The sequence below is a fragment of the Streptomyces sp. NPDC007945 genome (assembly GCF_042958885.1).
Lineage (GTDB): Bacteria > Actinomycetota > Actinomycetes > Streptomycetales > Streptomycetaceae > Streptomyces.
Genome location: NZ_JBIBJV010000001.1, coordinates 35,526 through 62,432 on the forward strand (window position 1 = coordinate 35,526; position 26,907 = coordinate 62,432).

27 protein-coding genes and 1 riboswitch are annotated in these 26,907 nt (G+C 75.1%); of the genes, 16 read left to right on the top strand and 11 right to left on the bottom strand.

Annotation, left to right across the window (positions count from 1 at the left end; genetic code table 11):
* Nucleotides 1–91 precede the first annotated feature (91 nt).
* The 5 genes from ACFZCF_RS00190 to ACFZCF_RS00210 all read left to right on the top strand — a co-directional run bounded on the left by ACFZCF_RS00190 (nt 92) and on the right by ACFZCF_RS00210 (nt 4,908).
* Entirely contained in the window at nt 92–1,066 is a 975-nt protein-coding gene (locus ACFZCF_RS00190) for a DEDDh family exonuclease (protein WP_391283611.1), read from the top strand.
* A 64-nt stretch (nt 1,067–1,130) separates the two neighbouring features.
* The gene (locus ACFZCF_RS00195; protein ID WP_169086049.1) at nt 1,131–1,364 is read left to right on the top strand and encodes a hypothetical protein; all 234 of its coding nucleotides are present in this window, start codon (nt 1,131–1,133) and stop codon (nt 1,362–1,364) included.
* A gap of 99 nt (nt 1,365–1,463) precedes the next feature.
* A complete protein-coding gene (locus tag ACFZCF_RS00200) occupies nt 1,464–2,330 on the top strand; it encodes an SURF1 family cytochrome oxidase biogenesis protein (RefSeq protein WP_391283613.1) in 867 nt (288 codons plus the stop codon).
* Between the two features lie 33 nt (nt 2,331–2,363).
* The gene (locus tag ACFZCF_RS00205) at nt 2,364–4,148 is read left to right on the top strand and encodes a glycoside hydrolase family 15 protein (protein WP_391283614.1); all 1,785 of its coding nucleotides are present in this window, start codon (nt 2,364–2,366) and stop codon (nt 4,146–4,148) included.
* Between the two features lie 4 nt (nt 4,149–4,152).
* Entirely contained in the window at nt 4,153–4,908 is a 756-nt protein-coding gene (locus ACFZCF_RS00210) for an SDR family oxidoreductase (RefSeq protein ID WP_391283616.1), read from the top strand.
* Between the two features lie 7 nt (nt 4,909–4,915).
* On the opposite strand, the gene amaP is transcribed toward ACFZCF_RS00210, so the two are convergent.
* Genes amaP through ACFZCF_RS00235 form a run of 5 tightly spaced genes read right to left on the bottom strand, consistent with a single transcriptional unit; the run spans nt 4,916 to nt 7,213 of the window.
* The gene (gene amaP, locus ACFZCF_RS00215) at nt 4,916–5,515 is read right to left on the bottom strand and encodes an alkaline shock response membrane anchor protein AmaP (protein ID WP_391283618.1); all 600 of its coding nucleotides are present in this window, start codon (nt 5,513–5,515) and stop codon (nt 4,916–4,918) included.
* Nucleotides 5,516–5,520: 5 nt separating this feature from the next.
* On the bottom strand, nt 5,521–6,159 hold the full coding sequence (locus tag ACFZCF_RS00220) for a DUF6286 domain-containing protein (RefSeq protein ID WP_388439119.1): 639 nt from the start codon (nt 6,157–6,159) through the stop codon (nt 5,521–5,523).
* Nucleotides 6,156–6,515, bottom strand: coding sequence for an Asp23/Gls24 family envelope stress response protein (locus ACFZCF_RS00225; RefSeq protein WP_391283620.1), 360 nt, complete (start codon nt 6,513–6,515; stop codon nt 6,156–6,158). The genes ACFZCF_RS00220 and ACFZCF_RS00225 overlap by 4 nt, the downstream gene beginning before the upstream one ends.
* 5 nt (nt 6,516–6,520) lie before the next feature.
* Nucleotides 6,521–6,712, bottom strand: coding sequence for a hypothetical protein (locus tag ACFZCF_RS00230; RefSeq protein WP_169086037.1), 192 nt, complete (start codon nt 6,710–6,712; stop codon nt 6,521–6,523).
* A gap of 48 nt (nt 6,713–6,760) precedes the next feature.
* Nucleotides 6,761–7,213, bottom strand: coding sequence for an Asp23/Gls24 family envelope stress response protein (locus ACFZCF_RS00235; protein WP_388439125.1), 453 nt, complete (start codon nt 7,211–7,213; stop codon nt 6,761–6,763).
* Between the two features lie 91 nt (nt 7,214–7,304).
* Between ACFZCF_RS00235 and ACFZCF_RS00240 the strand changes: the two genes are divergently transcribed.
* Complete coding sequence (locus ACFZCF_RS00240) at nt 7,305–7,976, top strand: hypothetical protein (protein WP_391283623.1); 672 nt, start codon at nt 7,305–7,307, stop codon at nt 7,974–7,976.
* A gap of 23 nt (nt 7,977–7,999) precedes the next feature.
* On the opposite strand, the gene ACFZCF_RS00245 is transcribed toward ACFZCF_RS00240, so the two are convergent.
* The 3 genes from ACFZCF_RS00245 to ACFZCF_RS00255 all read right to left on the bottom strand — a co-directional run bounded on the left by ACFZCF_RS00245 (nt 8,000) and on the right by ACFZCF_RS00255 (nt 11,074).
* Complete coding sequence (locus ACFZCF_RS00245) at nt 8,000–8,800, bottom strand: enoyl-CoA hydratase/isomerase family protein (RefSeq protein WP_388439130.1); 801 nt, start codon at nt 8,798–8,800, stop codon at nt 8,000–8,002.
* Between the two features lie 132 nt (nt 8,801–8,932).
* Nucleotides 8,933–9,154, bottom strand: coding sequence for a helix-turn-helix domain-containing protein (locus ACFZCF_RS00250; RefSeq protein ID WP_006123601.1), 222 nt, complete (start codon nt 9,152–9,154; stop codon nt 8,933–8,935).
* Nucleotides 9,155–9,475: 321 nt separating this feature from the next.
* Nucleotides 9,476–11,074 (bottom strand): ABC-F family ATP-binding cassette domain-containing protein, encoded by a 1,599-nt coding sequence (locus ACFZCF_RS00255; RefSeq protein WP_388439133.1) that lies wholly within the window; start codon nt 11,072–11,074, stop codon nt 9,476–9,478.
* Between the two features lie 276 nt (nt 11,075–11,350).
* Here ACFZCF_RS00255 and ACFZCF_RS00260 point away from each other — a divergent pair, with 276 nt between their 5' ends.
* Nucleotides 11,351–12,244, top strand: coding sequence for a neutral zinc metallopeptidase (locus ACFZCF_RS00260; RefSeq protein ID WP_391283626.1), 894 nt, complete (start codon nt 11,351–11,353; stop codon nt 12,242–12,244).
* Nucleotides 12,245–12,320: 76 nt separating this feature from the next.
* On the top strand, nt 12,321–12,722 hold the full coding sequence (locus ACFZCF_RS00265) for a VOC family protein (RefSeq protein ID WP_391283628.1): 402 nt from the start codon (nt 12,321–12,323) through the stop codon (nt 12,720–12,722).
* A gap of 53 nt (nt 12,723–12,775) precedes the next feature.
* Here ACFZCF_RS00265 and ACFZCF_RS00270 read toward each other — a convergent pair whose 3' ends face one another.
* Nucleotides 12,776–14,233, bottom strand: coding sequence for a hypothetical protein (locus ACFZCF_RS00270; RefSeq protein WP_388439142.1), 1,458 nt, complete (start codon nt 14,231–14,233; stop codon nt 12,776–12,778).
* A gap of 97 nt (nt 14,234–14,330) precedes the next feature.
* Complete coding sequence (locus ACFZCF_RS00275; RefSeq protein ID WP_388439146.1) at nt 14,331–15,440, bottom strand: alpha/beta hydrolase; 1,110 nt, start codon at nt 15,438–15,440, stop codon at nt 14,331–14,333.
* Nucleotides 15,441–15,800: 360 nt separating this feature from the next.
* On the opposite strand from ACFZCF_RS00275, the gene ACFZCF_RS00280 reads away from it, so the two are divergent.
* From ACFZCF_RS00280 to ACFZCF_RS00310, 7 genes are all read left to right on the top strand, one after another.
* Nucleotides 15,801–17,072, top strand: coding sequence for an inorganic phosphate transporter (locus tag ACFZCF_RS00280; RefSeq protein WP_391283631.1), 1,272 nt, complete (start codon nt 15,801–15,803; stop codon nt 17,070–17,072).
* A gap of 28 nt (nt 17,073–17,100) precedes the next feature.
* On the top strand, nt 17,101–17,322 hold the full coding sequence (locus ACFZCF_RS00285; protein WP_384677891.1) for a hypothetical protein: 222 nt from the start codon (nt 17,101–17,103) through the stop codon (nt 17,320–17,322).
* A gap of 158 nt (nt 17,323–17,480) precedes the next feature.
* Nucleotides 17,481–17,560, top strand: a riboswitch (cobalamin riboswitch).
* 54 nt (nt 17,561–17,614) lie between these two features.
* Entirely contained in the window at nt 17,615–18,589 is a 975-nt protein-coding gene (locus tag ACFZCF_RS00290; RefSeq protein WP_391283634.1) for a cobalamin biosynthesis protein, read from the top strand.
* Entirely contained in the window at nt 18,586–20,094 is a 1,509-nt protein-coding gene (locus ACFZCF_RS00295) for a cobyric acid synthase (RefSeq protein WP_391283636.1), read from the top strand. Before ACFZCF_RS00290 ends, ACFZCF_RS00295 begins: the two co-directional genes overlap by 4 nt.
* Before the next feature lie 181 nt (nt 20,095–20,275).
* A complete protein-coding gene (locus ACFZCF_RS00300) occupies nt 20,276–22,336 on the top strand; it encodes a putative cobaltochelatase (RefSeq protein ID WP_391283638.1) in 2,061 nt (686 codons plus the stop codon).
* Nucleotides 22,336–22,944, top strand: coding sequence for a cob(I)yrinic acid a,c-diamide adenosyltransferase (gene cobO, locus ACFZCF_RS00305; protein WP_382807476.1), 609 nt, complete (start codon nt 22,336–22,338; stop codon nt 22,942–22,944). Before ACFZCF_RS00300 ends, cobO begins: the two co-directional genes overlap by 1 nt.
* Nucleotides 22,938–24,278, top strand: a complete 1,341-nt coding sequence (locus ACFZCF_RS00310; RefSeq protein WP_388439162.1) for a cobyrinate a,c-diamide synthase — start codon at nt 22,938–22,940, stop codon at nt 24,276–24,278. The genes cobO and ACFZCF_RS00310 overlap by 7 nt, the downstream gene beginning before the upstream one ends.
* A 2-nt stretch (nt 24,279–24,280) precedes the next feature.
* Here the strand turns inward: ACFZCF_RS00310 and ACFZCF_RS00315 are convergent, their stop codons facing one another.
* Nucleotides 24,281–25,045, bottom strand: coding sequence for a ZIP family metal transporter (locus ACFZCF_RS00315; RefSeq protein ID WP_391283641.1), 765 nt, complete (start codon nt 25,043–25,045; stop codon nt 24,281–24,283).
* A 36-nt stretch (nt 25,046–25,081) separates the two neighbouring features.
* Between ACFZCF_RS00315 and cobC the strand changes: the two genes are divergently transcribed.
* Nucleotides 25,082–26,734 carry an Rv2231c family pyridoxal phosphate-dependent protein CobC gene (gene cobC / locus ACFZCF_RS00320; protein ID WP_391284736.1) on the top strand — a complete coding sequence of 551 codons (1,653 nt, stop codon included), beginning with the start codon at nt 25,082–25,084 and terminating at the stop codon, nt 26,732–26,734.
* Nucleotides 26,735–26,907 lie beyond the last annotated feature (173 nt).

Genomic DNA, 26,907 nt, shown 5'->3' on the forward strand with positions numbered 1-26,907 from the left:
CGCCGACAGGCCGCGAGGCGCCTCCCGCGCGGGACATCACGGACATCGGGGACACCCGGGGCGGCGCTGTCGGTCGCGGGCCGTATTCTCAGTGACCATGCTCGACGACCGTACGACAGCAGCGACGTGGCCGGCCGCCTACCCGCAGGGGTACGCGGTCGTCGACGTGGAGACCACCGGTCTCGCCCGGGACGACCGGATCGTGTCCGCCGCCGTCTACCGCCTCGACGCGCAGGGGGACGTGGAGGACCACTGGTACACGCTGGTGAACCCGGAGCGGGACCCCGGCCCGGTCTGGATCCACGGCCTCACCAGCGACGTCCTCGAAGGGGCGCCGCTCTTCGCGCAGATCGCCGAGGAGTTCTCGGCCCGCCTCGACGGCCGCGTCCTGGTCGCGCACAACGCCATGTTCGACTGGCAGATGATCGCCAGGGAGTACGCACGCGCCGAGCGGACCGCGCCCGTCAGGCAGCGGCTCTGCACCATCGCCCTCGCCAAGGAGCTGGCGCTGCCGCTGCCCAACCACAAGCTGTCCTCGCTCGCCGCCCACTTCGGCGTGGTGCAGCAGCGCGCGCACGACGCCCTCGACGACGCGCGCGTGCTCGCCGAGGCCTTCCGGCCCAGCCTCCACGCGGCGGCGGAGCGGGGCGTGCGGCTGCCGCTCCTGGAATGCCGGCCGATCACCGAGTGGGCGGCCTCGCCGGCCCGCCCGCTGATCGGCCGCCAGTCCTCGTACGGGGCGGGGAGCTGGCGCCCCTCCCGGAAGCGGCCCGCCTGCCCGTACCCCAACCCCGGCCGGTACGAGAGCGACAAGCCGCTCAAGCAGGGCATGCGGGTGGCCTTCTCCGGCGACACCTCCGTGGACCGCGAGCTCCTGGAGGACCGCACGGTGGAGGCCGGGCTGCACGTCGCCACCTCCGTCTCCCGGCTCACCAGCCTCCTGGTCACCAACGACCCGGACTCCGCCACCTCCAAGACGGTCAAGGCGAAGGCCTTCGGGACACCGATCGTCGACGAGGCCGCCTACGCCCATCTGCTGCGGGACGTGGCCCCGGCAGACGGGTGACACCCCGCCCCCGGCGGGCGTGCCGTGCGGCGCGGACGGCCTCCGGGGCACCACCCTGTGGCGCATGGCACGTTGTGAGGTCTGCGGAAACGATTACGGCATGTCCTTCGAGGTGCACGCGCAGGGCGCGGTGCACGTCTTCGACTGCTTCTCCTGCGCCATCCACCGCATGGCGCCCATCTGCGAGCACTGCCGGGTCCAGATCATCGGACAGGGCGTCGAGGCCGACGGGAAGTGGTACTGCGGCGCCCACTGCGCCCGCGCCGAGGGGAAGGCGGGCATCGTCGACCGGGTGTGAGTCCCCCGGTCCCCCACTGAAGAAACGATCCTGGACGGGTGGCGCCGGTCACCCGACCCGGTGTGCGGACACCTCGCGCCCGTGGCGTACGGTCGTGGGGTGTACCGCTTCTTGTTGTCCCGGCAGTGGGTGATCCTCACCCTCGTCGCCCTCGTCCTCATCCCCGTGATGATCGAGCTGGGCTTCTGGCAGTTCCACCGGCACGAACGCCGCGTCGCCCAGAACACTCTGATCGCGGACAACCTGAAGGCCGCTCCGGTCCCCGTCGAGGAGCTCACCTCCCCCGGCCACGTCGTGCCCCGCGCCGACTACTGGCGCCGGGTGACCGCGACCGGCACCTTCGACACCGCGCACGAGGTCGTCGTCCGCCGCCGCACCTCCTCCGACGACCGGGTCGGCGCGCACGTCCTCACCCCGCTGGTCCTCCAGGACGGCCGGATCGTCCTGGTCAACCGGGGTTGGGTGCCCGGCGCCGCCAACCAGCGCGACTACCCCGAGGTGCCGCCCGCGCCCCCGGGCCGGGTCACCGTCACCGGCCGCCTCAAGGCCGACGAGACCACCGGCGCGAGCGGCATCAAGGACCTCAAGGGCCTGCCGGACCGTCAGGTCATGCTCATCAGCAGCCGCCAGCAGGCCGAGCTCATCGGCCGCGAGGTCGTCGGCGGCTACATCGAGCAGACCGAGCCCGCGGCGGCCGGCGGCTCCCCCGAACAGATCCCCGAGCCCGACCACGACTCGATCGGCGCGCACATGGCGTACGCGGTCCAGTGGTGGCTCTTCGCCGCCGGCGTGCCGGTCGGCTGGCTCGTCCTCGTCCGCCGCGAGAAGCGCGACCGCGAGAACGGGAGCACCGGCGGCACCGGGAGCGGCCCCGAGGGCGGGAACGGCGGCGGGTCCGGCGGCGCCGACACCCCCGCGGCCCCGCGAGAAGACGGCGACGCGATCCAGGCCACGTCGCCCCGCTGATTGACCACCGCCGCTTGCGGGAACGCCCTCAGCGTGACCCGACGCATCGACGACTACGCCCTGATCGGCGATCTCCAGACCGCGGCACTCGTCGGACGCGACGGTTCGATCGACTGGTTGTGCCTGCCCCGCTTCGACTCCGCCGCCTGCTTCGCCGCGCTCCTCGGCGACGAGGACAACGGCCACTGGCGGATCGCCCCGCAGGGCGCCGGCACCTGCACCTCCCGCCGCTACCTCGACGACTCCCTGGTCCTGGAGACGCGGTGGGAGACGCGCACCGGCACCGTCAAGGTCACCGACTTCATGCCCCAGCGGGACCGCGCCCCGGACGTCGTGCGGATCGTCGAGGGCGTCAGCGGGCGCGTCGAGATGAACGCCGTGCTCCGCCTGCGCTTCGACTACGGCTCGATCGTGCCGTGGATACGGCGCTCCGAGGGCCACCGGGTGGCCGTCGCCGGCCCCGACGCCGTCTGGCTGCGCAGCGAGCCGCCGGTGAAGACCTGGGGCCAGCAGTACGCCACCTGCTCCTCCTTCACCGTCACCGCCGGGGAGCGGGTCGCCTTCGTCCTCACCTGGCACCCCTCCCACGAACGGCGGCCCGCCCTCGTCGACCCCTTCGAGTCCCTGGAGCACTCGCTCGCCGACTGGCGGGAATGGGTCGGCCGCTGCTCCTACCGGGGGCCGTACCGCGATGCCGTGGTCCGCTCCCTCATCACCCTCAAGGCGCTCACCTACGCTCCCACCGGCGGGATCGTCGCCGCCCCCACCACCTCCCTGCCGGAGGAGATCGGCGGGGTGCGGAACCGGGACTACCGGGCCTGCTGGCTGCGCGACTCCTCCCTCGCCCTCGGCGCCCTGCTCGCCGCCGGATACGCCGACGAGGCCGCCGCCTGGCGCGACTGGCTGCTCCGCGCGGTCGCCGGCGACCCCGCCGACCTCCAGATCATGTACGGGCCGGCCGGCGAGCGGCGGCTGCCCGAGGTCACGCTGCCCTGGCTGCGCGGCTACGCCGATTCGAGCCCGGTGCGGATCGGGAACGCGGCCGTGGAGCAGTTCCAGCTCGACGTGTACGGCGAGGTGATGGACACCCTGCACCTCGCCCGGCTGGCGGGCATCCCCGCCGAGCGGCACGCCTGGAACCTCCAGCTGAGCCTGCTCGGCTTCCTGGAGTCGCACTGGCGCGAACCCGACGAGGGGCTGTGGGAGGTCCGCGGCCCCCGCCGCCACTTCACCCACTCCAAGGTGATGGCCTGGGCCGCCGCCGACCGGGCGGTGCGCACCCTGGAGGCGGATCCCTCGCTGCCCGGCGAGCCGGACCGCTGGCGGGCGCTGCGGGACGAGATCCACGCCGAGGTGTGCGACCGGGCGTACGACCCCCGGCGGAACACCTTCACCCAGTCGTACGGCTCCGCGGAGCTCGACGCCGCCACCCTGCTCATCCCCCGGGTCGGCTTCCTTCCGCCGGACGACCCCCGGGTGGTGGGCACGGTGGACGCGGTGCGCGCCGAGCTGACCCACCGGGGCCTGCTGCGCCGCTACACCCCCGACTCGGGCGCGGTCGACGGGCTGCCCGGCGGGGAGGGCGCCTTCCTGGTCTGCTCGTTCTGGCTCGCCGACGCCCTGCTGATGACCGGGCGCCCCGACGAGGCCCGGGAGCTCTTCGAGCGCCTGGCGGGGCTCGCCAACGACGTGGGGCTGCTCGCGGAGGAGTACGACCCGGTGGCGGGCCTCCAGCTCGGCAACTTCCCGCAGGCGTTCAGCCACATCGGCCTGGTGGGGACGGCACTCGCGCTGGCCGGGGACGAGGCGGCAGGATAGGCCCATGGATCTTGGACTGAAGGACCGCGTGTACGTCGTCACCGGCGCGACCCGGGGGCTCGGCCGGGCCACCGCGGAGGCGCTGCTCGCCGAGGGCGCCCGGGTGCTGATCACCGGCCGCGGGGAGGAGGCCGTCGCGGCGGCCGCCGCCGAGCTGGGCGAGGGGGCGGCGGGGCTCGCCGCCGACAACGACGACCCGGAGACCCCGGCCCGGCTGATCGCGGAGGCCCGCGCCCGGTTCGGCGGCCTCGACGGCATCCTGATCAGCGTCGGCGGCCCGCCGCCGGGCTTCGCCGCGGACAACACCGACGAGCAGTGGACGGCGGCCTTCGGCACCGTCTTCCTCGGTGCGGTGCGGCTCGCCAGGGCGGCGGCCGAGACGCTGGGCGAGGGCGGCGTGATCGGCTTCGTCCTGTCCGGCTCGGTGCACGAGCCGATCGCGGGCCTGACCATCTCCAACGGGCTGCGCCCCGGGCTCGCCGGCTTCGCCAAGTCCCTCTCCGACGACCTGGGCCCGCGCGGGATCCGGGTGGTCGGCCTGCTGCCGAGCCGGATCGACACCGACCGGGTGCGGCAGCTCGACGCGCTCTCCGGGGACGCGGAGGCGGCCCGCGCGGCGAACGAGGCGAAGATCCCGCTGCGCCGCTACGGCACCCCGGAGGAGTTCGGCCGGACGGCCGCCTTCCTCCTCTCGCCCGCCGCGTCCTATCTGACGGGTGTGATGCTGCCGGTGGACGGCGGCGCCCGGCACGGTTTCTGAGAGGCTCTCAGGACACTCGGCGGGCGCGGTGCCTGACCGCGCGGAGCCGGGCCTCGGTCGGCAGGGCGGCCAGCCCCGCGGAGGTCCGGGCGCGGGCCAGCGCCTCGCCGCCGAGCCCGTCCAGCGCCTCGCCCGGGGAGGCGTGCGGCTCCAGGAGGAGCGCGATGCGGGTCCGGGGGGCGGTGCGGCGGCCGGTGAGCGCGACCCGGGCCTGGGCGACGCCCTCCTGCGCGGCGGCGTCCGCCTCCATGACGCTCTCCAGGGCCCGGCCGCGCACCACGGAGGCGTCGCCGTCTCCCGTGTCGACCAGGACCTCGGCGAGCCGGGCCCGGCGGAACTGGGAGACGAGCCACCACAGGGCGAGCAGGACGAGGACGCCGAGGACGGCGATGACCGTCGGCCACCACCAGCCCTCCGCGCGCCACCGCTGCCGGCGGGCCGCGGTCAGGAGCACGTCGCCGGGGCCCGACCAGGGCCACCAGGACGGTACGGGCAGGTCGAGACCGGCGGCCAGGACGGCGCCGCCGAGCACGACGAGGAGCAGCCCGGCGAGGCCGAGCAGGACGCGGTTGACGCGGCGGAGGACGGCGGTGACCGGTGCGTGCACGGGCCTCACCCCTTCTTGGACGGGCGGTCCACCCGTACGGTCAGCGCGGGTCTGCGGGCGAGCCCGAGCTCCTCGACGCCGCCGGCGAGGACGGACTCGACGTCGGCGCGGACGTCGTCGAGCGGGCGGAAGTGGGAGACGGCCCGGACGCCGACCTTGGCGCGGCCGACCCTGACCTTCACGGACTGCACGCCGGAGACCTCCATGGCCCGGTCGCGCAGGGCGAGCGCGGCGGCCTCCCGGTCGAGTCCGGCCCGCACGTCGGGGTGGGCGCGGCGCATCGGCAGCACCTTCCGCAAGCCCGGGGTGCACGCCAGGACGAGGAGCCAGACGCCGACCAGCACGACGAAGGCGGCCACCGCGAGGGTCACCGTGTCGTCGAGGGTCCGGGTCGCGAGGTCGTCGGCGAGCTCGCGCCGCCAGCTCATGGCGGTCCGGTCGGCCCGTACGGCGGCCACGTCGTAGAGGAGCAGTCCGGCGCCGCCGAGGACGGCGGCGGCGAGCAGGGCGGCGGGGATCCGCCGCACGGACCAGAAGCGCCGGACCCGGCCGCCTTCCGTCCCGCGGCCCTCGGCGCTGTCGTGGGCGCCGAGGACGGGCACGGGACCGGGCGCGGGGGCGGTGGGCTGTTCGGGTGAGGTCATGCCAGGCGGCCCTTCCGGGCGGCGGGCGCGGTGCGCGCCGAGTGGAGGCGCTCGACGTGCACGGCGACCTCGTGGACCTCCATGCCGACGAGTTCCTCGACCCGGCCGCGGACCCGGGCCCGGACGGCCCCGCAGCGTCGGCCGACGTCCGTGGGGTAGTCCAGTTCGACACTGACGGAGATGCGGGCGGCGTCCCGGTGCACGACCACCGAGGCGTGCGGCCGGTGGCCGCCCTCCGGCACTCCGCCCAGGGCCTCCTTGGCGGCCTGGGCGGAGATCTTCGCGACCACCCGGTCGGCGATCGTGGTGGCGCCGCGCTCCCGCACCGCCGGGCGTTCCGTGACGTCGGTGGGCACCGCCGTCACCGCCGCCGGTCGCCGCGGTCGCGACTGCGCAGCAGGTCGCCGGGTTCGAGGTCGCCGTCGAGGAGGCGGCCGACCACGAAGCCGACCGCGCCCAGGGCCGCGACCAGTAGAAACGCCCCGAAGCCGCCGAAGTATCCGGCGAAGCCGAGACCCATGCCGGCCAGCAGACCGACCACCGCCATGCTCATGCTGAACCCCTTTCCGAGCCCTGTGGTCCGTGTGCCCGTGACGGGCGGTTACTGCAGCCGGGATTCCGGCTCGTCTTCCTCTTCGTCGGGCAGCTTCACGTCGCTGACCGCGATGTTGACCTCGACGACCTCCAGGCCGGTCATCCGCTCCACGGCCGCGATCACGTTCTCGCGGACCGCTCCGGCGACGTCGGAGATGGAGACGCCGTAGTCGACGACGATCTCCAGGTCGAGGGCGGTCTGCACCTCGCCGACCTCCGCCTTCACGCCCCGGCTGACGCTCGCCTTGGCGCCGCCCCCGCCGGGGACGCGGTCGCGGACGGCGCCGAAGGTGCGGGAGAGCCCGCTGCCCATGGCGTGGACGCCGACGACGTCCCGTGCGGCCATTCCGGCGATCTTCTCGACCACGCCGTCGGCGATGGTGGTGCGGCCCCGGGTGGCGGCCGAGCCGCCGACCTTCTTGGTGACGACGGGGGTGGACGCCCCACTGCTGTCCGTCATGATTAAGCCCCTTTCAGGATATTTCGGGGTTCTTCGCCCACACTAAGGGCGGTTACCCGATGCCGCTCCAGGGATACGGCAGGCTGGGGCAATGAGCACGAGTGACGGTTGGACGACGGCGGTGCGCGACCGCCTTGCGCCGGGCAGGCTGCTGCCGCTCGGCACGGCGGCGGACGGTGTGTGGCTCGCGGAGCGCGCCGCCCGGCGGACATTGGGCCGGATGGTGGCGGGGGTACGGGACGCGGTGCCGGGCGCGCTGCGGATCGGCGCGGCGGGACCCGCCGTGGAGGCGGGCCCGTTCCCGGTGCCGCCGGGCGGGCTGCCGGCCGGGCCGCTGCGGATCGAGGCGGAGTTCGCCGCGGTGGCGGGCGGGCGTTCGCTGCCGGAGACGGCGGAGGAGGTAAGGGCGCTGCTGCTCGCGGGGGCGCGGGAGCTCGGTCTGGCGGTCACGGAGGCGGACCTGCGGGTGACGGACCTCCTGGAGGAGGCGCCCGCGCCGGAGTCCGCTCCCCCGGCGCCGGACCGGGCCCCGCCGGCGGCGGAGGATCCGGTGGCGCGCGCGGTGCTGCGGGTGCCGGGCGTGGTGGCGGTGACGGACGCGCTGGGACCGCCGGTGCACCGGACGCCGGAGGCGGTCCGGGTGGAGTGCGCGGTGACGGCGGACCGCCCGGTCGTGGAGACGGCCCGGGCGGCGCGCGAGGCGGCGGCCGCGGCGGCCCCGGAGGGCGCCGCGGTCACGGTGGTGGTGACGGAGGTGCGCTGAGAAGGCCCGCGGGGCGGGGCGCGTCAGTCGCCGAGGCCGGCGAGGTCGCGGAGGCGGCGGGCCTGGGCGGCGCGCTCGGCGACGCGCTGGTCCTCGTAGGAGCGGCCGGTGGCGCCCTGGAGCAGCGCCTTGGTCTCGACGACCGCGTCGCGCGGTGCGGCGAGGAGGGCGGCGCTCAGGTCCCGCACGGCCGCGTCGAGTTCGTCGGTGGGCACGGCGATGTTGGCCAGGCCGATGCGCTCGGCCTCCTCGGCGTGGACGAAGCGTCCGGTGGCGCAGATCTCCAGGGCGCGGGCGTAGCCGACGAGGGAGACGAGCGGGTGCGTGCCGGTGAGGTCCGGGACGAGGCCCAGACTGGTCTCGCGCATGGCGAACTGCACGTCCTCGGCGACGACCCGCAGGTCGCAGGCGAGGGCGAGCTGGAAGCCGGCACCGATGGCGTGGCCCTGGACGGCCGCGATGGACACGAGGTCGCTGCGGCGCCACCAGGTGAACGCCTCCTGGTACTCGGCGATGACCGCGTCGAGGTCCGCGTCGGACCCGCGCGCCATGTCGAGGAAGGACGGCTCTCCGTCGAAGCCCTCGGGCGTGAAGGCCTGTCGGTCGAGTCCGGCGGAGAAGGACTTGCCCTCACCGCGCAGGACGACGATCCGCACGCTGCCCGGAAGCGACCGGCCGGCTTCCGTCAACGCCCGCCACAGAGCGGGAGACTGGGCGTTGCGCTTCGCCGGGTTGGTCAGGGTCACCGTGGCAACGGCGTCCTCGACGGTGAGCCGTACACCGTCCTTGTCGAAGACGAGCTGGGAGTCGTCGGGCGTGGTCATGGGGCGCCTCCGGTTCCAATGCAGCACTGCATCCGATGCTAAGTGACTGCACAGTAACCACCTGGTCGGTCGCAGGACCGACCGGGTGCCCACCGGGTGGGTCCCGGTGGACCGGTCGAGCCGCCCCCGGCGTCAGGCCGAGGCCGCCTTCTTGCCCCGGGTCGCGCCGCCGCGACCACGCAGCGTCACTCCGGATTCGCTGAGCATCCGGTGGACGAATCCGTAGGAGCGGCCCGTTTCCTCGGCCAGCGCCCGGATGCTCGCTCCGGAGTCGTACTTCTTCTTCAGGTCTGCCGCGAGCTTGTCGCGCGCGGCGCCGGTCACCCGGCTGCCCTTCTTCAGAGTCTCGGCCACCCGTGCCTCCTCATGGGAAGTGCGCTCTGGACTTCTCATGATCACCCCTCCCCGGCATCCTGGCCACCCATTCGACAAGGTCCGTCCCGCCGGGTTTGCCGACGAGTACGCCGTCCGCACGATCGGAAGCTGACATTCCGCACGACTGGCTCGCTTCCCTCGAAGGAGTGGATCAAGGGACCAGCAGGTCAGCCGCGTCGAGGGAACAAACGTGCGACGCGAGCCCTACCGGAAGGATTCGGCAGCGGCCCGCGTCGTGGGTACGAGACCTTCTCACTCAGATGACGGATTCGGCGATGAGCCGAATGATCCGGTCGGAGCTCAGGCGAGCGCGACCAGGTCCGCGTAGTCCGGGCCCCAGAGGTCCTCGACACCGTCCGGGAGCAGGATGATCCGCTCCGGGTCGAGCGCCTCGACGGCGCCCTCGTCGTGGGTGACCAGGACGACCGCGCCCTTGTAGGTGCGCAGCGCGCCGAGGATCTCCTCGCGGCTGGCGGGGTCGAGGTTGTTGGTGGGCTCGTCCAGCAGCAGCACGTTGGCCGAGGAGACGACCAGGGTCGCGAGGGCGAGCCGGGTCTTCTCGCCGCCGGAGAGCACCCCGGCCGGCTTGTCGACGTCGTCGCCGGAGAAGAGGAAGGAGCCGAGCACCTTGCGGACCTCGACCAGGTCGAGGTCGGGTGCGGCGGAGCGCATGTTCTCCAGGACCGAGCGCTCCGGGTCCAGGGTCTCGTGCTCCTGCGCGTAGTAGCCGAGCTTGAGGCCGTGGCCGGGGGTGACCTCGCCGGTGTCGGGCTGCTCCACTCCGCCCAGGAGGCGGAGCAGGGTGGTCTTGCCGGCGCCGTTGAGGCCCAGGATGACGACCCGGGAGCCCTTGTCGATGGCCAGGTCGACGTCGGTGAAGATCTCCAGGGAGCCGTACGACTTGGACAGGCCCTCCGCGGTGAGCGGGGTCTTGCCGCAGGGCGCGGGCTCGGGGAAGCGCAGCTTGGCGACCTTGTCGGAGGCGCGGACCGCCTCCAGGCCGGAGAGCAGGCGCTCGGCGCGCTTGGCCATGTTCTGCGCGGCGACCGTCTTGGTGGCCTTGGCGCGCATCTTGTCGGCCTGCGAGTTGAGGGCGGCGGCCTTCTTCTCGGCGTTCTGGCGCTCGCGCTTGCGGCGCTTCTCGTCGGCCTCGCGCTGCTGCTGGTAGAGCTTCCAGCCCATGTTGTAGACGTCGATCGTCGAGCGGTTGGCGTCCAGGTAGAAGACCTTGTTGACGACGGTCTCGACCAGGTCGACGTCGTGGGAGATGACGATGAAGCCGCCGCGGTACGTCTTCAGGTAGTCCCGCAGCCAGACGATCGAGTCGGCGTCGAGGTGGTTCGTCGGCTCGTCGAGGAGGAGCGTGTCGGCGTCCGAGAAGAGGATCCGGGCGAGCTCGATGCGGCGGCGCTGACCGCCGGAGAGCGTGTGCAGCGGCTGGCCGAGGACCCGGTCGGGCAGACCGAGGGCGGCCGCGATGGTGGCGGCCTCGGCCTCGGCGGCGTACCCGCCCTTGGTGAGAAACTCGGTCTCCTGGCGCTCGTACTGCTTGAGGGCCTTCTCCCGGGTGGCGCCGGAGCCGGTCGCGATCCGCTCCTCGTTCATCCGCATCTTGCGGATGAGGACGTCGAGGCCGCGGGCGGAGAGGACGCGGTCGCGGGCGAGCACGTCGAGGTCGCCGGTGCGCGGGTCCTGCGGGAGGTAGCCGACCTCGCCGGAGCGGGTGATGGTGCCGCCGGCGGGCTGGCCCTCGCCGGCCAGGCACTTGGTGAGGGTGGTCTTGCCGGCGCCGTTGCGCCCGACCAGACCGATGCGGTCGCCCTTGGCGACACGGAAGGAAGCGTTCTCGAGGAGGACGCGCGCGCCGGCGCGCAGCTCGATGCCGGAAGCGGTGATCACGGACAGACTCCAGGGCGGTGGGAAGACGGCGGACGAGACGGCTGGTGGCGGGCGTCGGCGCCGCTAATGCACCCAGAGGAGAACGGCCATGCGGCCAGTCTAACGGGCGGATGCAACTGGTTTTCGGCCACAAGGGCGGCGACGGACGGAAGGGACTTTTCTCTCACCAGTCAGCGAGTCCCCTGATTCACCCCTAAAAAGAGCGGATCGTTCGAGATCATTCGATACTCGGCGGAGGGCGGCGGTCTGGCCGCCGCGGCGACGCGGAGGTGGACCGTGCAGTTCGACGACGACGCCCGTCTGGACACCTCCGAGGTGAAGGACGTCCGCGGCAGCCGCATCCCGGGCGGGAGGGCCACCGTCGGCGGCGGGATCATCGGCTTCATCGCGCTGATCCTCGGCGTCCTCTTCGGCGTCGGCCCCGACCAGCTCGGGCTCTCCGACGGCGGCGAGGAGGCCCCCGCGGCCAGCTCCTCCTCCGCCGCGCAGGTGGGCCGGGAGTGCCGGACCGGCGCGGACGCCAACGCCCGGGAGGACTGCCGGACCGTGGCCGTGGTCAACAGCCTCCAGGACTACTGGCGCGGCGAGTACGCGCGCCGGGGCGGCACCTACGCCCCCGCCTCCACCGTCCTCTTCAGCGAGCGGGTGGGCACCGCGTGCGGCGCGGCGAGCTCGGCGGTCGGGCCGTTCTACTGCCCCGGCGACCGGCGGGTCTATCTGGACCTGGGCTTCTTCGAGGAGCTCCGGACCACGTTCGGCTCCAGCGGCGGCCCCTTCGCCCAGGCGTACGTGGTGGCCCACGAGTACGGCCACCACGTCCAGAACCTGATGGGGACGCTCAGCCGCGCCCAGGACGGGCGGACCGGGGCGGACTCCGACGCGGTCCGCGTCGAGCTCCAGGCGGACTGCTACGCGGGCGTGTGGGCCCGGCACGCGACGACCACCCCCGACGAGTCCACCGGCCGTCCGCTGCTCACCCGGCTCGACGACACCGACATCCGGGACGGCCTGGACGCGGCGGCGGCCGTCGGCGACGACCGCATCCAGGAGCGCTTCCAGGGCCGGGTGACCCCGGAGAGCTGGACGCACGGCTCGGCGGACCAGCGCCGGGAGTGGTTCGCCACGGGCTACCGGACCGGCGACATGGCCCGGTGCGACACCTTCCGCTGAGGGCCGATGCGGACTGCGAGACTGTGCCCCAGGTCACATCCGACCGAGCGGGGTCGATCGAGAGGGAGTGAGCGGGATGTCCGAGGCACCCGACATCTGTCCGGCGCTGACGTACCGGGACGCGAAGGCGGCGATCAGGCTGCTCACGGAGGCGTTCGGGTTCACCGCCACCGCGGTGTACGAGGGCGAGGACGGCCTGGTGGCCCACGCCGAGCTGTCGTACGGGAACGGGACGGTGATGCTCGGCAGCTCGGGCACCGGCAGCGAGTTCGACAAGCTGATGGCCGGTTCCGGTCCGGTGGGGGTCTACGTCCGGGTCCGCGACGTCGACGAGCACCACGCCCGCGCCGTCGCGCACGGCGTGGAGATCCTGATGCCGCCCACGGACCAGGAGTACGGCTCCCGCGACTACATGGCCCGCGACGGCGAGGGCAACGTCTGGAGCTTCGGGACGTACGCGCCCGGCGGGGCCGGCTGAGCCGGGAGCACCGCGGGCGGGCGCCGGAGCGGCGCCCGCCGGGCCGGGCGGCGTCAGACCGTGCCGGTGTGCACCTGGAAGGCGGCGCGGCGGACCGCCTTGGCCAGGGCCGGGTCGGGGTGGGCGGCGGCGAGGGCCACGAGCACCTGGACCGTTCTCGGGTGGCCCACCGCCCTGACCTCCTCCAGGAGGGCGGGCACGGTGCCCTGCACGGCCGAGTCCAGGTGCCGCACCAGCAGCTCGCTCTCCCCGTGGTCGGCCACGGCGGCCGCGGTGTCCACCCAGAGCCAGGTCGCCTCCTCGCGGGTGAGGACCTCCTGCGCGTCGTCGGGGTCGGTGCCCTCGTACTCGGCGAGCCACAGCAGCGCGTACGGGCGCAGCGAGGGCTCGGCGACCGCGGCGCGGACCTCCGCCTCGGCGGGGGCGCCGACGACCCGCAGCGCCTCGAAGGCGAGGCCGCGCAGCAGCGCGTCCTCGCCGCGCGCGGCGGCGAGGAGCTCGGCGACCGCGCCGGCCAGCGGGCGGGCGGCGAGCCACGCGCGGTACTCGTCGCGGGCCGGTCCCGGGGTGAGCCGGGCGCAGCCGCGGAGCATGTCGGCGGCGGACTGCTCGATGTTGCCGGCGGGGCTCTGCGCGGCCACGCAGATCTGCTCCAGCTTGACCCACACCGCCCAGTTGCCGAGCGGGGTCAGGGTCGCGTGACGTCCCTCCGGGCCGTCCTCCCCGTCCAGGGTGAGCGCGCCGACCTCGGCGAGGCCCTCCAGGGCCCAGTCGAGCAGGGCGGGCAGCCGCTCGGCGGGGGGCGCCGGCTGCGCGGGCGCGCCGTCGCCGGGCACCTCGCAGCGCTCCTCGCGGAGTTCGTCGACGCGCTGGCCGAGGAGGTCGAGGAGGACGGGGACGAGGACGGGGCCCTGGGAGAGCTGGAGCAGCGACAGCACCTGCGGCACGGCCTCCACGACCTCGGCGACCGCGCCGGGCGCGACGCCCTCGGGGGCGGGGTGGACGAGCGACCAGGCGTCGAGGAGCGCGACCCAGCCTCGGAGCACGGCGGAGTCGTCCCGGTCCCAGGCCTGGAGCCGCCAGCCGGGGCGGACGGTGGCGCCGTGGAGCTCGACGAGACCGGCGAGCCGGGCCCGGTCCCAGCCGGCCCTGACCCGTTCCGGCGTCAGGTCGAGTGCGGCGGCGGCCTGTTCGGCGGTGGTCGCGCTCGGCGCGGAGGCGGCGGAGGAGCCGGTGGCGGAAGCGGAGGACGGCGGAGCCGTCGCCGCGCGCGGACCCGGCTGGGGGCCGCGCGGGGCGGCGGCCCAGCGGGCGATGCGCACGGCGTCGGCGAGGACGAGTCTGGCCTGGCGGGCCAGTTCCGCGCGGGGCGGAGTGCCCTCGGGCGGCCTCGGGGCAGGCCGGGTGCGGCGCGTCGTCGCGGCCCGCCGTGCGGTGGCCAGCGAGCGCGGACGGACGAGGCGGAGTCTGGAGTTGCGCGCCAATGGTTCATCGGGCTTTCGAGACGTCACGGGGGCAGTCTTCCCGCTGACGGCCCGAAAGCCCAATCGGAATCCGCCACGCCGTCGCGAACGGGCCGCCGCCCGCGGGCGGTGGGCGGTGGGAGCGCTACACGAGGGGGGTCAGAAAGCGGCGCAGGGCCTCTTCGTAGCGGAGGGGGTCGGCGTTCCACATCGCGGTGTGGGGGGCCTGGTGGACGGTCAGCAGGGTCACCAGGTCCGGGCGGCCCGCGGCCAGTTCGACGGACCGCTCCCAGGGGGAGATCGTGTCGTCGGGGCCGTGCGCGAGGAGGACCGGGACGCCGAGGCCCGCCGTGTGGTCGGGGTGCGGGCCGGTGCGGCCGAGGGCGGCGCGGACGGCGAGCGGGACCAGCGGGCCGGGGACGCCCCGCGCGGCGGCGAGGTTGCGGACGGTGGCCTCCCAGTCGAGGACCGGGGAGTCCAGGACCAGGCCGGCGATGCGGTCGCGCACGCCCGACTCGGCGGCGGCGCGCAGCGCCATCGTGGCGCCGGTGCCCCAGCCGTGCAGGACGATCTTGGCGGCGCCGCGGCGGACCGCGTACCGCAGGACCGCGTCGACGTCGCGCCACTCGGTGTCGCCGAGCTGGGCGAGGCCGTCCGCCGGGGCGGGGGCGCCCCGGTCGCCGCGGTAGGCGGGGACGAGGACGGCGACGCGGCGGCGGGCGTAGAAGGGGACGAGGTTCAGGGTGTGCTCGCGGCTCGCGCCGATGCCGTGCAGGGCCACGACCCAGGTGGAGCGCGGGCCCGTGACCAGCCAGGCGGGGAGGGGGCCCAGTTCGCCGGGGATCTCGACGTCCTCGTGCGGCAGGCCGAGGGCGGTCTCGGGGGTGCCGGTGTGCAGCTGGGGGGTGAGGCGGACGCGGCTGCCGGGGCCGAGGGCGCCGCGCTCGACGCGTTCGAGGCGGCGGACGACCGTGTCGGCGGTGTGCGGGACGCGGTCGAGGACCGGTCCGGCGACCGCGTGCAGGCCGGGCGCGGTCAGCCCGTACGTGCCGGGGCGCAGCGAGGCGAGGCTGCGGGTGAGGGTGACCCGCTCGGGTCCCGTGGCGTGGACGGTGAGCTTGGGGTCTCCGGGGAGGGCTCGGCCCGAGGCCGCCCTGAGGGCGACGTCGCTGGCGTGGCGGCCGGCCGCCACAGCGGCCGCGCCGAGACCGATCAGGGTGGTGACGGCCGCTGCCGTCGCTGTAGCCGGGCGCACGTGCCCAGTCTCGGGGGGAGGCGGCGGGGCCGCCACCGGGCGGGGCCGGGCGGGTGTCCGCGGGTGTCGCCCCTGAGGGTGACGAGGGTCTCCTCGGGGGTGGCCCGTGGGGATGAAGGCGTCCAGGGGGTGGGACGGACGGGCGGGGCCGGGGAGGGCGGCGGGTCCGGTGGGGGCCGGGGGGCGGGATGACCCGTGGTTCCGGGGTGACCGGATGGTGGACAGAAGGGCGCCCCGGAGCGGAAGCGGAATCTCACGGCGCCGGATCGAGACACTGTGATGCCCTGTCCAGTTCACCTTCCGTTCACTCAGGTTGCCTACGTTCGACGAGCCACTGACGTCAAACGATTGCCTGGGTAAATGGAACACATCACGCTGCTGCTCGCCATTGTGGTCGTGACAGCTCTCGTGTTCGATTTCACGAACGGTTTCCACGACACCGCCAACGCGATGGCCACGACCATCTCGACCGGTGCCCTCAAGCCCAAGACGGCGGTGGCCATGTCCGCCGTGCTGAACCTGGTCGGCGCATTCCTGTCCGTGGAGGTCGCCAAGACGATCTCCGGCGGGATCATCAACGAGGAGGGGATCCGCACCGAAGTGATCTTCGCGGCCCTCGTCGGCGCCATCCTGTGGAATCTGCTGACCTGGCTCCTGGGCCTGCCGTCCAGCTCCTCCCACGCGCTCTTCGGCGGCCTCATCGGCGCCGCGGTCATGTCGGCCGGCTGGTCGGCCGTGAACGGCTCCACCATCGTCACCAAGGTCCTCATCCCGGCCGTGGCCGCGCCGCTCGTGGCCGGTCTCGCCGCGATGGCCGCGACCAGGCTGACGTACAAGATCAAGGCGAACCCGGAGGCCAAGGCGACCGCCAAGGGCTACCGGGCCGGCCAGATCGCCTCCGCGGGCCTCGTCTCGCTCGCCCACGGCACCAACGACGCCCAGAAGACGATGGGCATCATCACCCTCGCCCTGGTCACCCAGGGCGTCGTCGCCCCCGGCTCGAACCCGCCCCTGTGGGTCATCGTCTCGGCCGGCCTGGCGATCGCGCTCGGCACCTACCTCGGCGGCTGGCGCATCATCCGCACCATGGGCAAGGGCCTCACCGACCTCCAGCCGCAGCAGGGCTTCGCCGCCCAGACCAGCGCCGCGACGGTCATCCTGGCCTCCTCGCACCTCGGCTTCTCCCTCTCCACCACCCAGTCCTGCTCGGGTGCCGTGATGGGCGCCGGCCTCGGCCGCAAGGGCGGCGTCGTCCGCTGGTCGACCGCCACCCGGATGTTCGTCGCCTGGGGCCTCACCCTCCCGGCCGCCGGTCTCGTCGGCGCCGCCGCCGAGTTCCTCACCAAGCAGGGCACCTGGGGCATCGCCGTCACCGCGGCCCTCCTGATCGGCGGCTCGGCCGTCATCTGGGCGCTCTCCCGCCGCCAGCCGGTCGACCACCACAACGTCACCGCCGACGACATCGACGGCGACTCCGGCGCCCCCGGCGTCGTGACGACCGCCATCGCCGCCGTCACCCCGCCGCCCGCCGGCTCCGTCGCCGCGGTCGCCGACGACGGCCTCAAGACCACCATCCACGCGCCGGGCCCGAACGACCCCGCCGCTCCCCCGGCCCCCGCCGCCGCGGTCTGAGAACCCCTAAGGAAACGGGAACCAAGCCATGAAGATCGACTGGGCAGCTCTCGGCTCCGTCTTCGGAGTCAGCCTCGTGGCGACCGTCGCCCTCGTGGGCCTCTTCACCCTCGGGATCGTCGGCCTCGGCAAGCAGGAGAAGGCCGCGGCCGCGGGCGGCTCCGCCGTCCTCGCCCGCACCGGCGCCTACGCCTGCTTCGCCCTGTGCGCGGCGGCCGTCGCGTACGGCATCTACCTGATCGTCGTCTGACCCACGGCACCCGGAGGGCCGGGTCCGCTCCTCTCACGAGGGCGGGCCCGGCCCTCGTGTCTGTGGTGCTCCGCACAGTGACCCGTCGCAGGTCAAGGGTGAGTTGACGGCCGTTCGCGGGGCGTGGTGGACTGCCGGGGCCAATACGGCGGCAATGGAGAGGAAGCCCGGTGCGATTCCGGCGCGGTCCCGCCACTGTGACCGGCCCCGGTGAACCCGGGCCGGGAGTCAGGAACTCTCGCCGCCCGTCACGTCGACCCAGGGCGCGGACCCTGAGTGAGGACACGCCGCCATGCCCGGCCGCACCCCCGTGGTCTCCCGGACCACCGCAGTCTTCGCGTACGGAGCGGCCGCCGGCCTCGCCGTCGACCTGGTCATCGGCGATCCCCGCCGCGGTCACCCCGTCGCCGCCTTCGGGCGGGCCGCCGCCGCCGTCGAGAGGCGCCTCTGGCGCGACCACCGGGGCCGGGGCGCCCTGCACACCGCCGTCTGCGTGGGTGGCGCCGTCGCCGCCGGGGCGCTGGCCGCCCGAGCGGTCCGGAGCAGCGGGACCGGCTCCGCCGCGCTGACCGCCGCCGCCGTGTGGGCCGTCGTCGGCGGCACGACCCTCGGCCGGGAGGCCCGGGCCATCGGCGGGGCGCTCGCCGCCGGCGACCTGGAGGTCGCCAGGGAGCGGATGCCGCACCTCGTCGGACGCGACCCGCAGGCCCTGGACGGGCCGGCGATGGCCCGCGCGGTCGTCGAGTCCGTCGCCGAGAACACCTCCGACGCCGTCGTCGGCGCCCTCGTCTGGGGCGCGGTCGCGGGCGTGCCCGGCCTGCTCGGCTTCCGGGCCGTGAACACGCTGGACGCCATGGTCGGCCACAGGTCGCCCCGCCACCGCCGCTACGGCTGGGCCTCCGCCCGCCTCGACGACCTGGCCGGATGGCCGGGCGCCCGGCTCACCGCCGCGCTCGCCGTCCTCGCGGGCGGCGACCGGCGCGGAGCCGTACGGGCCTGGCGGGCGGACGCCGGGAAGCACCCGAGCCCCAACGCCGGACCCGTCGAGGCGGCGTTCGCGGGCGCCCTCGGGGTACGGCTCGGGGGGACGCTCTCCTACGGCGGGCGGGTCGAGCACCGGCCCGTGCTCAACGGCGAGGGGCGGCCCGTGGAGGTCGCCGACGTCGACCGGGCCGTCCGGCTCTCCCGCCGGGTGACCTGGCTGACCCTGGCCGCCTGCGTGGGCGGCCGGATCCTGACCGACACGGTGAAGCGGAGGACGAAGTGAGGGGTGGGGGGCTGCTCGTCGCCGGGACGACCTCCGACGCGGGCAAGAGCGTCGTCACGGCGGGCATCTGCCGGTGGCTGGTCCGGCAGGGCGTCAAGGTCGCGCCGTTCAAGGGGCAGAACATGTCCCTCAACTCCTTCGTGACGCGGGAGGGCGCCGAGATCGGGCGCGCGCAGGCCATGCAGGCGCAGGCCGCGCGCGTCGAGCCGACCGCGCTCATGAACCCGGTGCTGCTCAAGCCGGGCGGCGACCGGTCCAGCCAGGTCGTCCTGATGGGCAGGCCGGTCGGCGAGATGAGCGCCCGCGGCTACCACGGCGGGCGTCAGCGGACCCTGTTCGAGCCGGTGCTGGCCTGCCTGGAGGAGCTGCGGGCCACGCACGACGCGGTGATCTGCGAGGGGGCCGGCAGCCCGGCCGAGATCAACCTGCGGCGCACCGACATCGTCAACATGGGCATCGCGCGGGCCGCGCGGCTGCCCGTCGTCGTGGTCGGCGACATCGACCGGGGCGGGGTCTTCGCCCAGTTCTTCGGCACGACGGCGCTGCTCGCGCCCGAGGACCAGGAGCTGATCGCCGGATACCTGGTGAACAAGTTCCGTGGCGACGTGACGCTCCTGGAGCCGGGCCTGGACATGCTGCACGGCCTCACCGGGCGCCGGACCTACGGCGTCCTGCCGTACGCGCACGGCCTCGGGATCGACGAGGAGGACGGCCTCCGGGTCTCCCTGCGCGGCACCGTCCGCGAGTCGGTCGTCGCGCCGCCGGTCGGCGCGGACGTGCTGCGGGTCGCGGTCTGCGCGGTCCCGCTGATGTCGAACTTCACCGACGTGGACGCGCTCGCCGCGGAACCCGGCGTGATCGTGCGGTTCGTGGACCGGCCGGAGGAGCTGGCCGACGCGGACCTCGTGGTGGTGCCGGGCACCCGGGGGACGGTCAAGGCGCTGGCATGGCTGCGCGAGCGGGGCCTCGCCGACGCGCTCGCCCGGCGGGCCGCCGAGGGCCGGCCGGTGCTCGGCGTCTGCGGCGGCTTCCAGGCGCTCGGCGAGCACATCGAGGACGAGGTCGAGTCGCGGGCGGGCGCCGTCGAGGGCATGGGGCTGCTGCCCGTACGCGTCCGGTTCGCGCGCGAGAAGACCCTCTCGCGGCCGGTCGGCGAGGCCCTCGGGGAACGGGTCGAGGGGTACGAGATCCACCACGGCGTCGCGGAGGTGCTCGGCGGCGAACCGTTCCTCGACGGCTGCCGGGTCGGCGCCGTCTGGGGCACCCACTGGCACGGCTCGCTGGAGAGCGACGGCTTCCGCCGGGCGTTCCTCCGCGAGGTCGCGGCGGCGGCCGGCCGGGCCTTCGTGCCCGCGCCCGACACGTCGTTCGGCGCGCTCCGGGAGGAGCAGCTCGACCGGCTCGGCGACCTGATCGAGGAGCACGCCGACACGGACGCGCTGCTGCGGCTCATCGAACAGGGCCCCCCGAAGGACCTGCCGTTCGTGCCGCCGGGCGCCCCGTGAGGGGGCTCGGGGCGGCGGCGCCGCGCGGGCGAGCCGCGCGGGGGCCCGCGCCCGGCCTCCGGCCGGGCCGTGGTCCGCACCCGCACCCCGCGTGCGGGTCGGAACCCCACCCGCGGGCGGCCCCCGTGCGCGGTCGCCCGCCTTCGGCGGCCGACAGTCATCTTCAGGAGAGGAACACCGCATGAGCACCCGCTTTCCGTTCACCGCCGTCGTCGGCATGGACGACCTGCGGCTCGCGCTGCTGCTGAACGCGGTCAGCCCCGCCGTGGGCGGCGTACTCGTCCGGGGCGAGAAGGGAACGGCGAAGAGCACCGCCGTGCGCGCGCTCGCCGAGCTGCTCCCCGAGGTGGCCGTCGTCGCCGGGTGCCGGTTCAGCTGTGACCCCGCCTCGCCCGATCCGGGCTGCCCGGACGGGCCGCACGCCGAAGGGGGCGCGCAGGCGCGTCCCGCGCGGATGGTGGAGCTGCCCGTCGGGGCGTCCGAGGACCGGCTCGTCGGGGCGCTCGACATCGAGAAGGCGCTCGCCGAGGGCGTGAAGGCGTTCGAGCCGGGGCTGCTCGCCGCCGCGCACCGGGGCATCCTCTACGTCGACGAGGTCAATCTCCTCTCCGACCATCTGATCGACCACCTCCTCGACGCCGCCGCCATGGGCGCCTCGCACGTCGAGCGCGAGGGCGTCTCCGTGCGGCACGCCGCGCGGTTCCTGCTCGTCGGGACCATGAACCCCGAGGAGGGCGAGCTGCGGCCGCAGCTCCTCGACCGGTTCGGGCTGACCGTGGAGGTCGCCGCCTCCCGCGACCCGCGGGAGCGGGTCGAGGTGGTGCGGCGGCGGCTCGCGTTCGAGGACGATCCCGACGGGTTCGCCGCCCGGTGGGCCGGCGAGGAGGCCGCGCTGCGGGAGCGGATCGTCGCCGCTCGCGAGCTGCTTCCCAAGGTGGTGCTCGGAGACACCGCGCTGCTCCGGATCGCCGCCACCTGCGCCGCGTTCGAGGTCGACGGCATGCGCGCCGACATCGTCATGGCCCGCACCGCGACCGCGCTCGCCGCGTGGGCGGGACGGGACGAGGTGACCGGCGACGACGTCCGCCAGGCCGCGCTGCTCGCCCTGCCCCACCGGCGGCGGCGCAACCCCTTCGACGCGCCCGGCCTCGACGAGGACAAGCTCGACGAGACCCTGGAGCAGTTCGAGGACGACGGTCACGACGACGAGCCCGACCCCGACCCGGACGGCCCGGGTCCCGACGGGGGCGGCGGACCGGACGGAGGCGGCGGACCCGACGGAGGCGGCGGGGTGCCGCCGCAGGCCGGTGACGGGGACGCGCCCGAGGCCGGTGACGTACCGGAGGAGGCCCCCTCCCCCGCGCAGGCGCCCGCGCCGCAGGGGGGCGGCGGCGAGCGGGCCGCCGTGAAGGCCGCCGAGCCGTTCCGTACCCGGATGCTCTCCGTGCCGGGCGTCGGCGACGGGGCCGCCGGGCGGCGGTCCCGGGCGCGGACCGAGCACGGGCGGACCACCGGCGCCACCCGGCCGCGGGGCGCCCTGACCAAGCTGCACCTGGCCGCGACCGTTCGGGCCGCCGCCCCGCACCAGCGGGCACGCGGGCGGTCCGGCGCCGGGCTCGTGGTGCGCCGGGACGACCTGCGGCAGGCGGTGCGGGAGGGACGCGAGGGGAACCTCGTGCTCTTCGTCGTGGACGCCTCCGGGTCGATGGCGGCGCGCAAGCGCATGGGCGCCGTGAAGGGCGCCGTGCTGTCGCTGCTGCTCGACGCGTACCAGCGGCGCGACAAGGTGGGCCTGGTGACCTTCCGGGGGCGCGGCGCCGAGCTCGCGCTGCCCCCGACGTCCTCCGTGGACGCGGCCGCCGCCCGCCTGGAGGAGCTGCCCACCGGGGGCCGTACGCCGCTCTCCGCCGGGCTGCTGAGGGCCCATGACGTGCTGCGGGTCGAGCGGCTGCGGGACCCCTCGCGCCGGCCGCTGCTCGTCGTCGTCACGGACGGGCGGGCGACCGGCGGCGGGCCCGACCCGGTGGGCCTCGCCGCGCGGGCCGCGCGGCTGCACGCCGCCGACGGCACGGCCGCCGTGGTCGTGGACTGCGAGGCGGGCCCGGTGCGGCTCGGCCTCGCCGGCGACCTCGCCCGTGATCTGGGCGGCACCGCCGTCACCCTCGACGAGCTGCGCGCCGACGCGATCGCCGGGCTCGTACGGGAAGCACAAGTCAACCGCTCTGTCAGGAGGGCCGCTTAATGCCGCAGGGACAGCCGACCGTCGTACCCGACGACGGCCTCACGACCCGTCAGCGCCGCAACCGGGCGCTGGTGATGGTGCACACCGGCGTCGGCAAGGGGAAGTCGACGGCCGCCTTCGGGATGGCGCTGCGCGCCTGGAACCAGGGCTGGCCGATCGGGGTGTTCCAGTTCGTGAAGTCCGCCAAGTGGAAGGTCGGCGAGGAGAACGCCCTCAAGGCGCTCGGCGAGACCGGCAAGGGCGGGACGGTCACCTGGAACAAGATGGGCGAGGGCTGGTCCTGGATCCAGCGCGAGGTCGCCGAGGGCGAGCAGTCCCACGAGGACAAGGCGCGCGAGGGCTGGGAGCAGGTCAAGCGCGATCTGGCCGAGGAGCGGTACAAGTTCTACGTCCTCGACGAGTTCGCGTACCTGCTCCACTGGGGCTGGATCGACGTGAAGGAGGTCGTCGAGGTGCTGCGGGACCGGCCCGGGCAGCAGCACGTCGTCATCACCGGGCGCAACGCCCCGCAGGAGCTGCTGGACTTCGCCGACCTCGTCACCGACATGTCCAAGGTGAAGCACCCGATGGACGCCGGTCAGAAGGGCCAGCGGGGCATCGAGTGGTAGCGCGTCTCGTCATCGCCGCCCCCTCGTCGGGCGCCGGCAAGACCACGGTGGCGACCGGCCTGATGGCCGCGTTCGCCTCCCGGGGGCTCGCCGTCTCCCCGCACAAGGTCGGGCCCGACTACATCGACCCGGGCTACCACGCGCTCGCCACCGGCCGCCCGGGCCGCAACCTCGACGCGTACATGTGCGGGACGGAGCTGATCGCGCCGCTCTTCGCGCACGGCTCGCGCGGCTGCGACCTGGCCGTGGTCGAGGGCGTGATGGGGCTGTACGACGGCGCCGCGGGCCAGGGCGAGCTCGCCTCCACGGCCCAGGTCGCCAAGCTGCTGCGGGCGCCGGTGGTGCTCGTCGTGGACGCCTCCTCGCAGTCGCGGTCGGTGGCGGCGCTGGTGCACGGCTTCGCGTCCTGGGACCCGGAGGTGCGGCTCGGCGGGGTGATCCTCAACAAGGTCGCCACCGACCGGCACGAGGCGCTGCTCCGGGAGGCCCTGGAGGAGTCGGGCGTGCCCGTCCTCGGCGTGCTGCGGCGGGCCCCCGCCGTCGCCACGCCCTCGCGGCACCTCGGCCTGATCCCGGTCGCCGAGCGGCAGGCGCAGGCGGTGGAGGCGGTGGCCGCGCAGGCCGAGCAGGTGCTCGCCGGCTGCGACCTGGAGGGCCTCCTCGCGCTCGCCCGGTCGGCCCCGCCGCTGGTCACGCCGGAGTGGAGCCCGTCCGCCGGGGCGCCCCCGGCGGCGGGCCGGCCGGTCGTCGCCGTCGCCGGCGGCGCCGCGTTCACGTTCTCGTACGCCGAGAACGCGGAGCTGCTCACCGCCGCCGGCGCCGAGGTCGTGACCTTCGACCCGCTGCGGGACGAGGCCCTCCCGGAGGGCACCCGCGGGCTCGTCGTCGGCGGCGGGTTCCCCGAGATGTACGCGGCCGAGCTGGCCGCCAACGAGCCGCTGCGGAAGGCCGTGGCGGAGCTCGCCGCGTCGGGGGCGCCGGTCGCCGCCGAGTGCGCGGGGCTGCTGTACCTGGCGCGCTCGCTGGACGGGACGCCGATGTGCGGGGTCCTCGACGCGGACGCGCGGATGTCGGAGCGGCTGACGCTCGGGTACCGGGACGCGGTGGCCGTCGGCGACAGCGTGCTCGCGGCGGCCGGGACCCGGGTGCGCGGGCACGAGTTCCACCGGACCGTCATCGAGCCGGGCGCGGGCGCGCTCCCGGCCTGGGGGCTGCGGCAGCCGGAGCCCCGTGTGGAGGGCTTCGTGCGGGGCGGGGTGCACGCGAGCTATGTGCACACCCACTGGGCGGGGGCCCCCGGGGTCGCCGCCCGGTTCGTCGGGCACTGCGCGTGAGCTCAGCCGCCGGAGAGGCCCACCACGAGCCAGATGAAGCCGACGCCCGCGACCGTGCAGAGCAGGGTGGTGCGGGCGGGGTGCGTGTGGTGGGCCTCGGGCAGGATCTCGGCGGCGGCGAGGTAGAGCAGGGCGCCGCCGAAGAAGCCGAGATAGCTGCCGAGGAGTTCCTCCGGAAGAGTGAGGAAGGTGGCGAGGGCGGCGCCCGCGATCGGGGCGAGCGCGTCGGCGAGGAGCATCGCGAGCGCCTTGCGCCGCTCGTTCCCGTACACGCTGGTGAGCGTGTAGGTGTTGAAGCCGTCGGCGAAGTCGTGGGTGACGACGGCCAGCGCGACGGTGGCGCCCATGCCGCCGCCGACCTGGAAGGCGGCGCCGAGCGCGATGCCGTCCATGAGGCTGTGCAGCACCATGGCGCCGGCGGCCACGAGTCCGACCTGCGGGGTCCGCTCCCCCGCCTTCTCGCCGGGTCCCCTCCCGGGTTTCTCGCCCACGTCGGCGCCGTGGGAGGCCCGGCGGGTGGCGAGGAGGCGCTCCACCACGTGGGCGAAGAGGAAGCCGCCGACGAAGAGCAGCAGGGCCTGGGGGACGCCGAAGACCTTCTCCCCGGCGGCCTCCAGGGCCTCGGGCAGCAGGTCGAGGCCGACGACGCCGAGCATGAGTCCGCCGGCGAGGCCGAGGACGAGGTGCCGGCGGTCGGTGACGCGCTGCGCGACCCAGCCGCCGAAGAGCGTCATCAGGAACGCGCCGAGCGCGACGAGCACAGCCATGGCCCCTTGGTAGCGGATGGGGACCCCTGTCTGCACATCGGCGTCGGCGTCCGCTCGGGCGCGACGGAGGCCGAGGTCCTGGCCCTGGTCCGGGCGGCGCTCGCGGAGGCGGGGATGGGGGGGACGGGGACGGCGGGGTCTCCGGGGACGGCGGGGTCTCCGGGGGCGGGGCTCGCGCCGGCGGAGGCGCACGCGCGCGTGGCCGGGTCGGCGGGGGAGCCGGGGTACGCGCGCGTGGCCGGGTTCGCGACCCTGGACGTCCGGGTGGGGGCGCCGGGGATCGTGGGGGCGGCCGCACGGCTCGGGGTGCCGGTGACGGGCTACCCGGCGGAGGAGCTGGCCGGGGTGGCCGTGCCGCACCCGTCGGAGGTGCCGCTGGCGGCGACGGGGACGGCGTCGGTGGCCGAGGCGGCGGCGCTGCGGGCGGCGGGAGCGGGGGCGGTGCTGCTGGTACCGAAGCGGAAATCACACCGCGTGACCTGCGCAATCGCTATGAATGTCCCGTTTCGTTCGGACGAAGTGACGTCCGTCGCACGGTTGTTGCCCTTGACGTGCGGGTACATCGCTGGCGAGCCTGGCACACCCCACATCCCCACCCCCCACACGACGGCGGACATGGACACCCACACGGACGGCCCCCACACGGGCACCCACGCCCACGACCTGCGCCATCACGGCGACGCCGAGGTGCGCGACGAGAAGCTCGTCGACCTCGCGGTCAATGTCCGCACGGCGACCCCGCCGGAGTGGCTGCGGAAGCGGATCGCGCATTCCCTGACCGGTCTGGCGCAGTACCCCGACGGGCGTTCGGCCCGTGCGGCGGTGGCCGAGCGGCACGACCTGCCGCCGTCGCGGGTGCTGCTGACGGCGGGCGCGGCGGAGGCCTTCGTGCTGCTCGCGCGGGCGCTGCCGGTGTGCCGACCGGTGGTGGTGCACCCGCAGTTCACCGAGCCGGAGGCGGCGCTGCGGGACGCCGGGCACGAGGTGCGCCGGGTGCTGCTGCGCGAGGAGGACGGCTTCCGGCTGGATCCGGCGGCGGTGCCGGAGGACGCGGACCTGGTGGTGATCGGGAACCCCACCAACCCGACGTCGGTGCTGCATCCGGCGGAGACGATCGCGGCGCTGGCCCGGCCGGGGCGGTATCTGGTCGTGGACGAGGCCTTCATGGACGCGGTGCCGGGCGAGCGGGAGGCACTGGCCGGGCGGACGGACCTGCCGGGCCTGGTGGTGCTGCGGAGCCTGACGAAGACCTGGGGCCTCGCGGGGCTGCGGATCGGGTACGTGCTGGCGGAGCCGGAGACGGTGGCGCTCCTGGAGCGGGCGCAGCCGCTGTGGCCGGTGTCGACGCCGGCGCTGGTGGCGGCGGAGGCGTGCATGTCGCGCGCGGCGCTGGCGGAGGCGGAGCACGCGGCGCACCTGATCGGGACGGAGCGGGCGCATCTGCTCGCGGGACTCGCGGAGTTCGACGAGGTGCGGACGGTGGCGGCGGCCGAGGGGCCGTTCGTGCTGATCCGGATCGAGGGCGCCGACGCGGTGCGGGAGCGGCTGCGGCTGCTCGGGTTCGCGGCGCGGCGCGGGGACACGTTCCCCGGGCTCGACCGGAACTGGCTGCGGCTCGCGGTCCGGGACCGGGCGACGACGAATCGTTTCCTCCAGGCCTTGGACCAGGCCCTCCTGCTGGCGGGCTGAGCCCCGCAGCCGTACGGCGCCGTACGGTCGCGCGGGCGGCCCCGGGCGGGGGGGGGGGGGGGGGGCGCCCCCCCCCCCCCCGCCCGGGCCCCCCCCCGGCCCCCCCCCCGCCCCGCCCCGGGGGGGGGGGGGGGGGGGGGGGGGGGGGGGGGGGGGGGGGGGGCGCCCCCCGT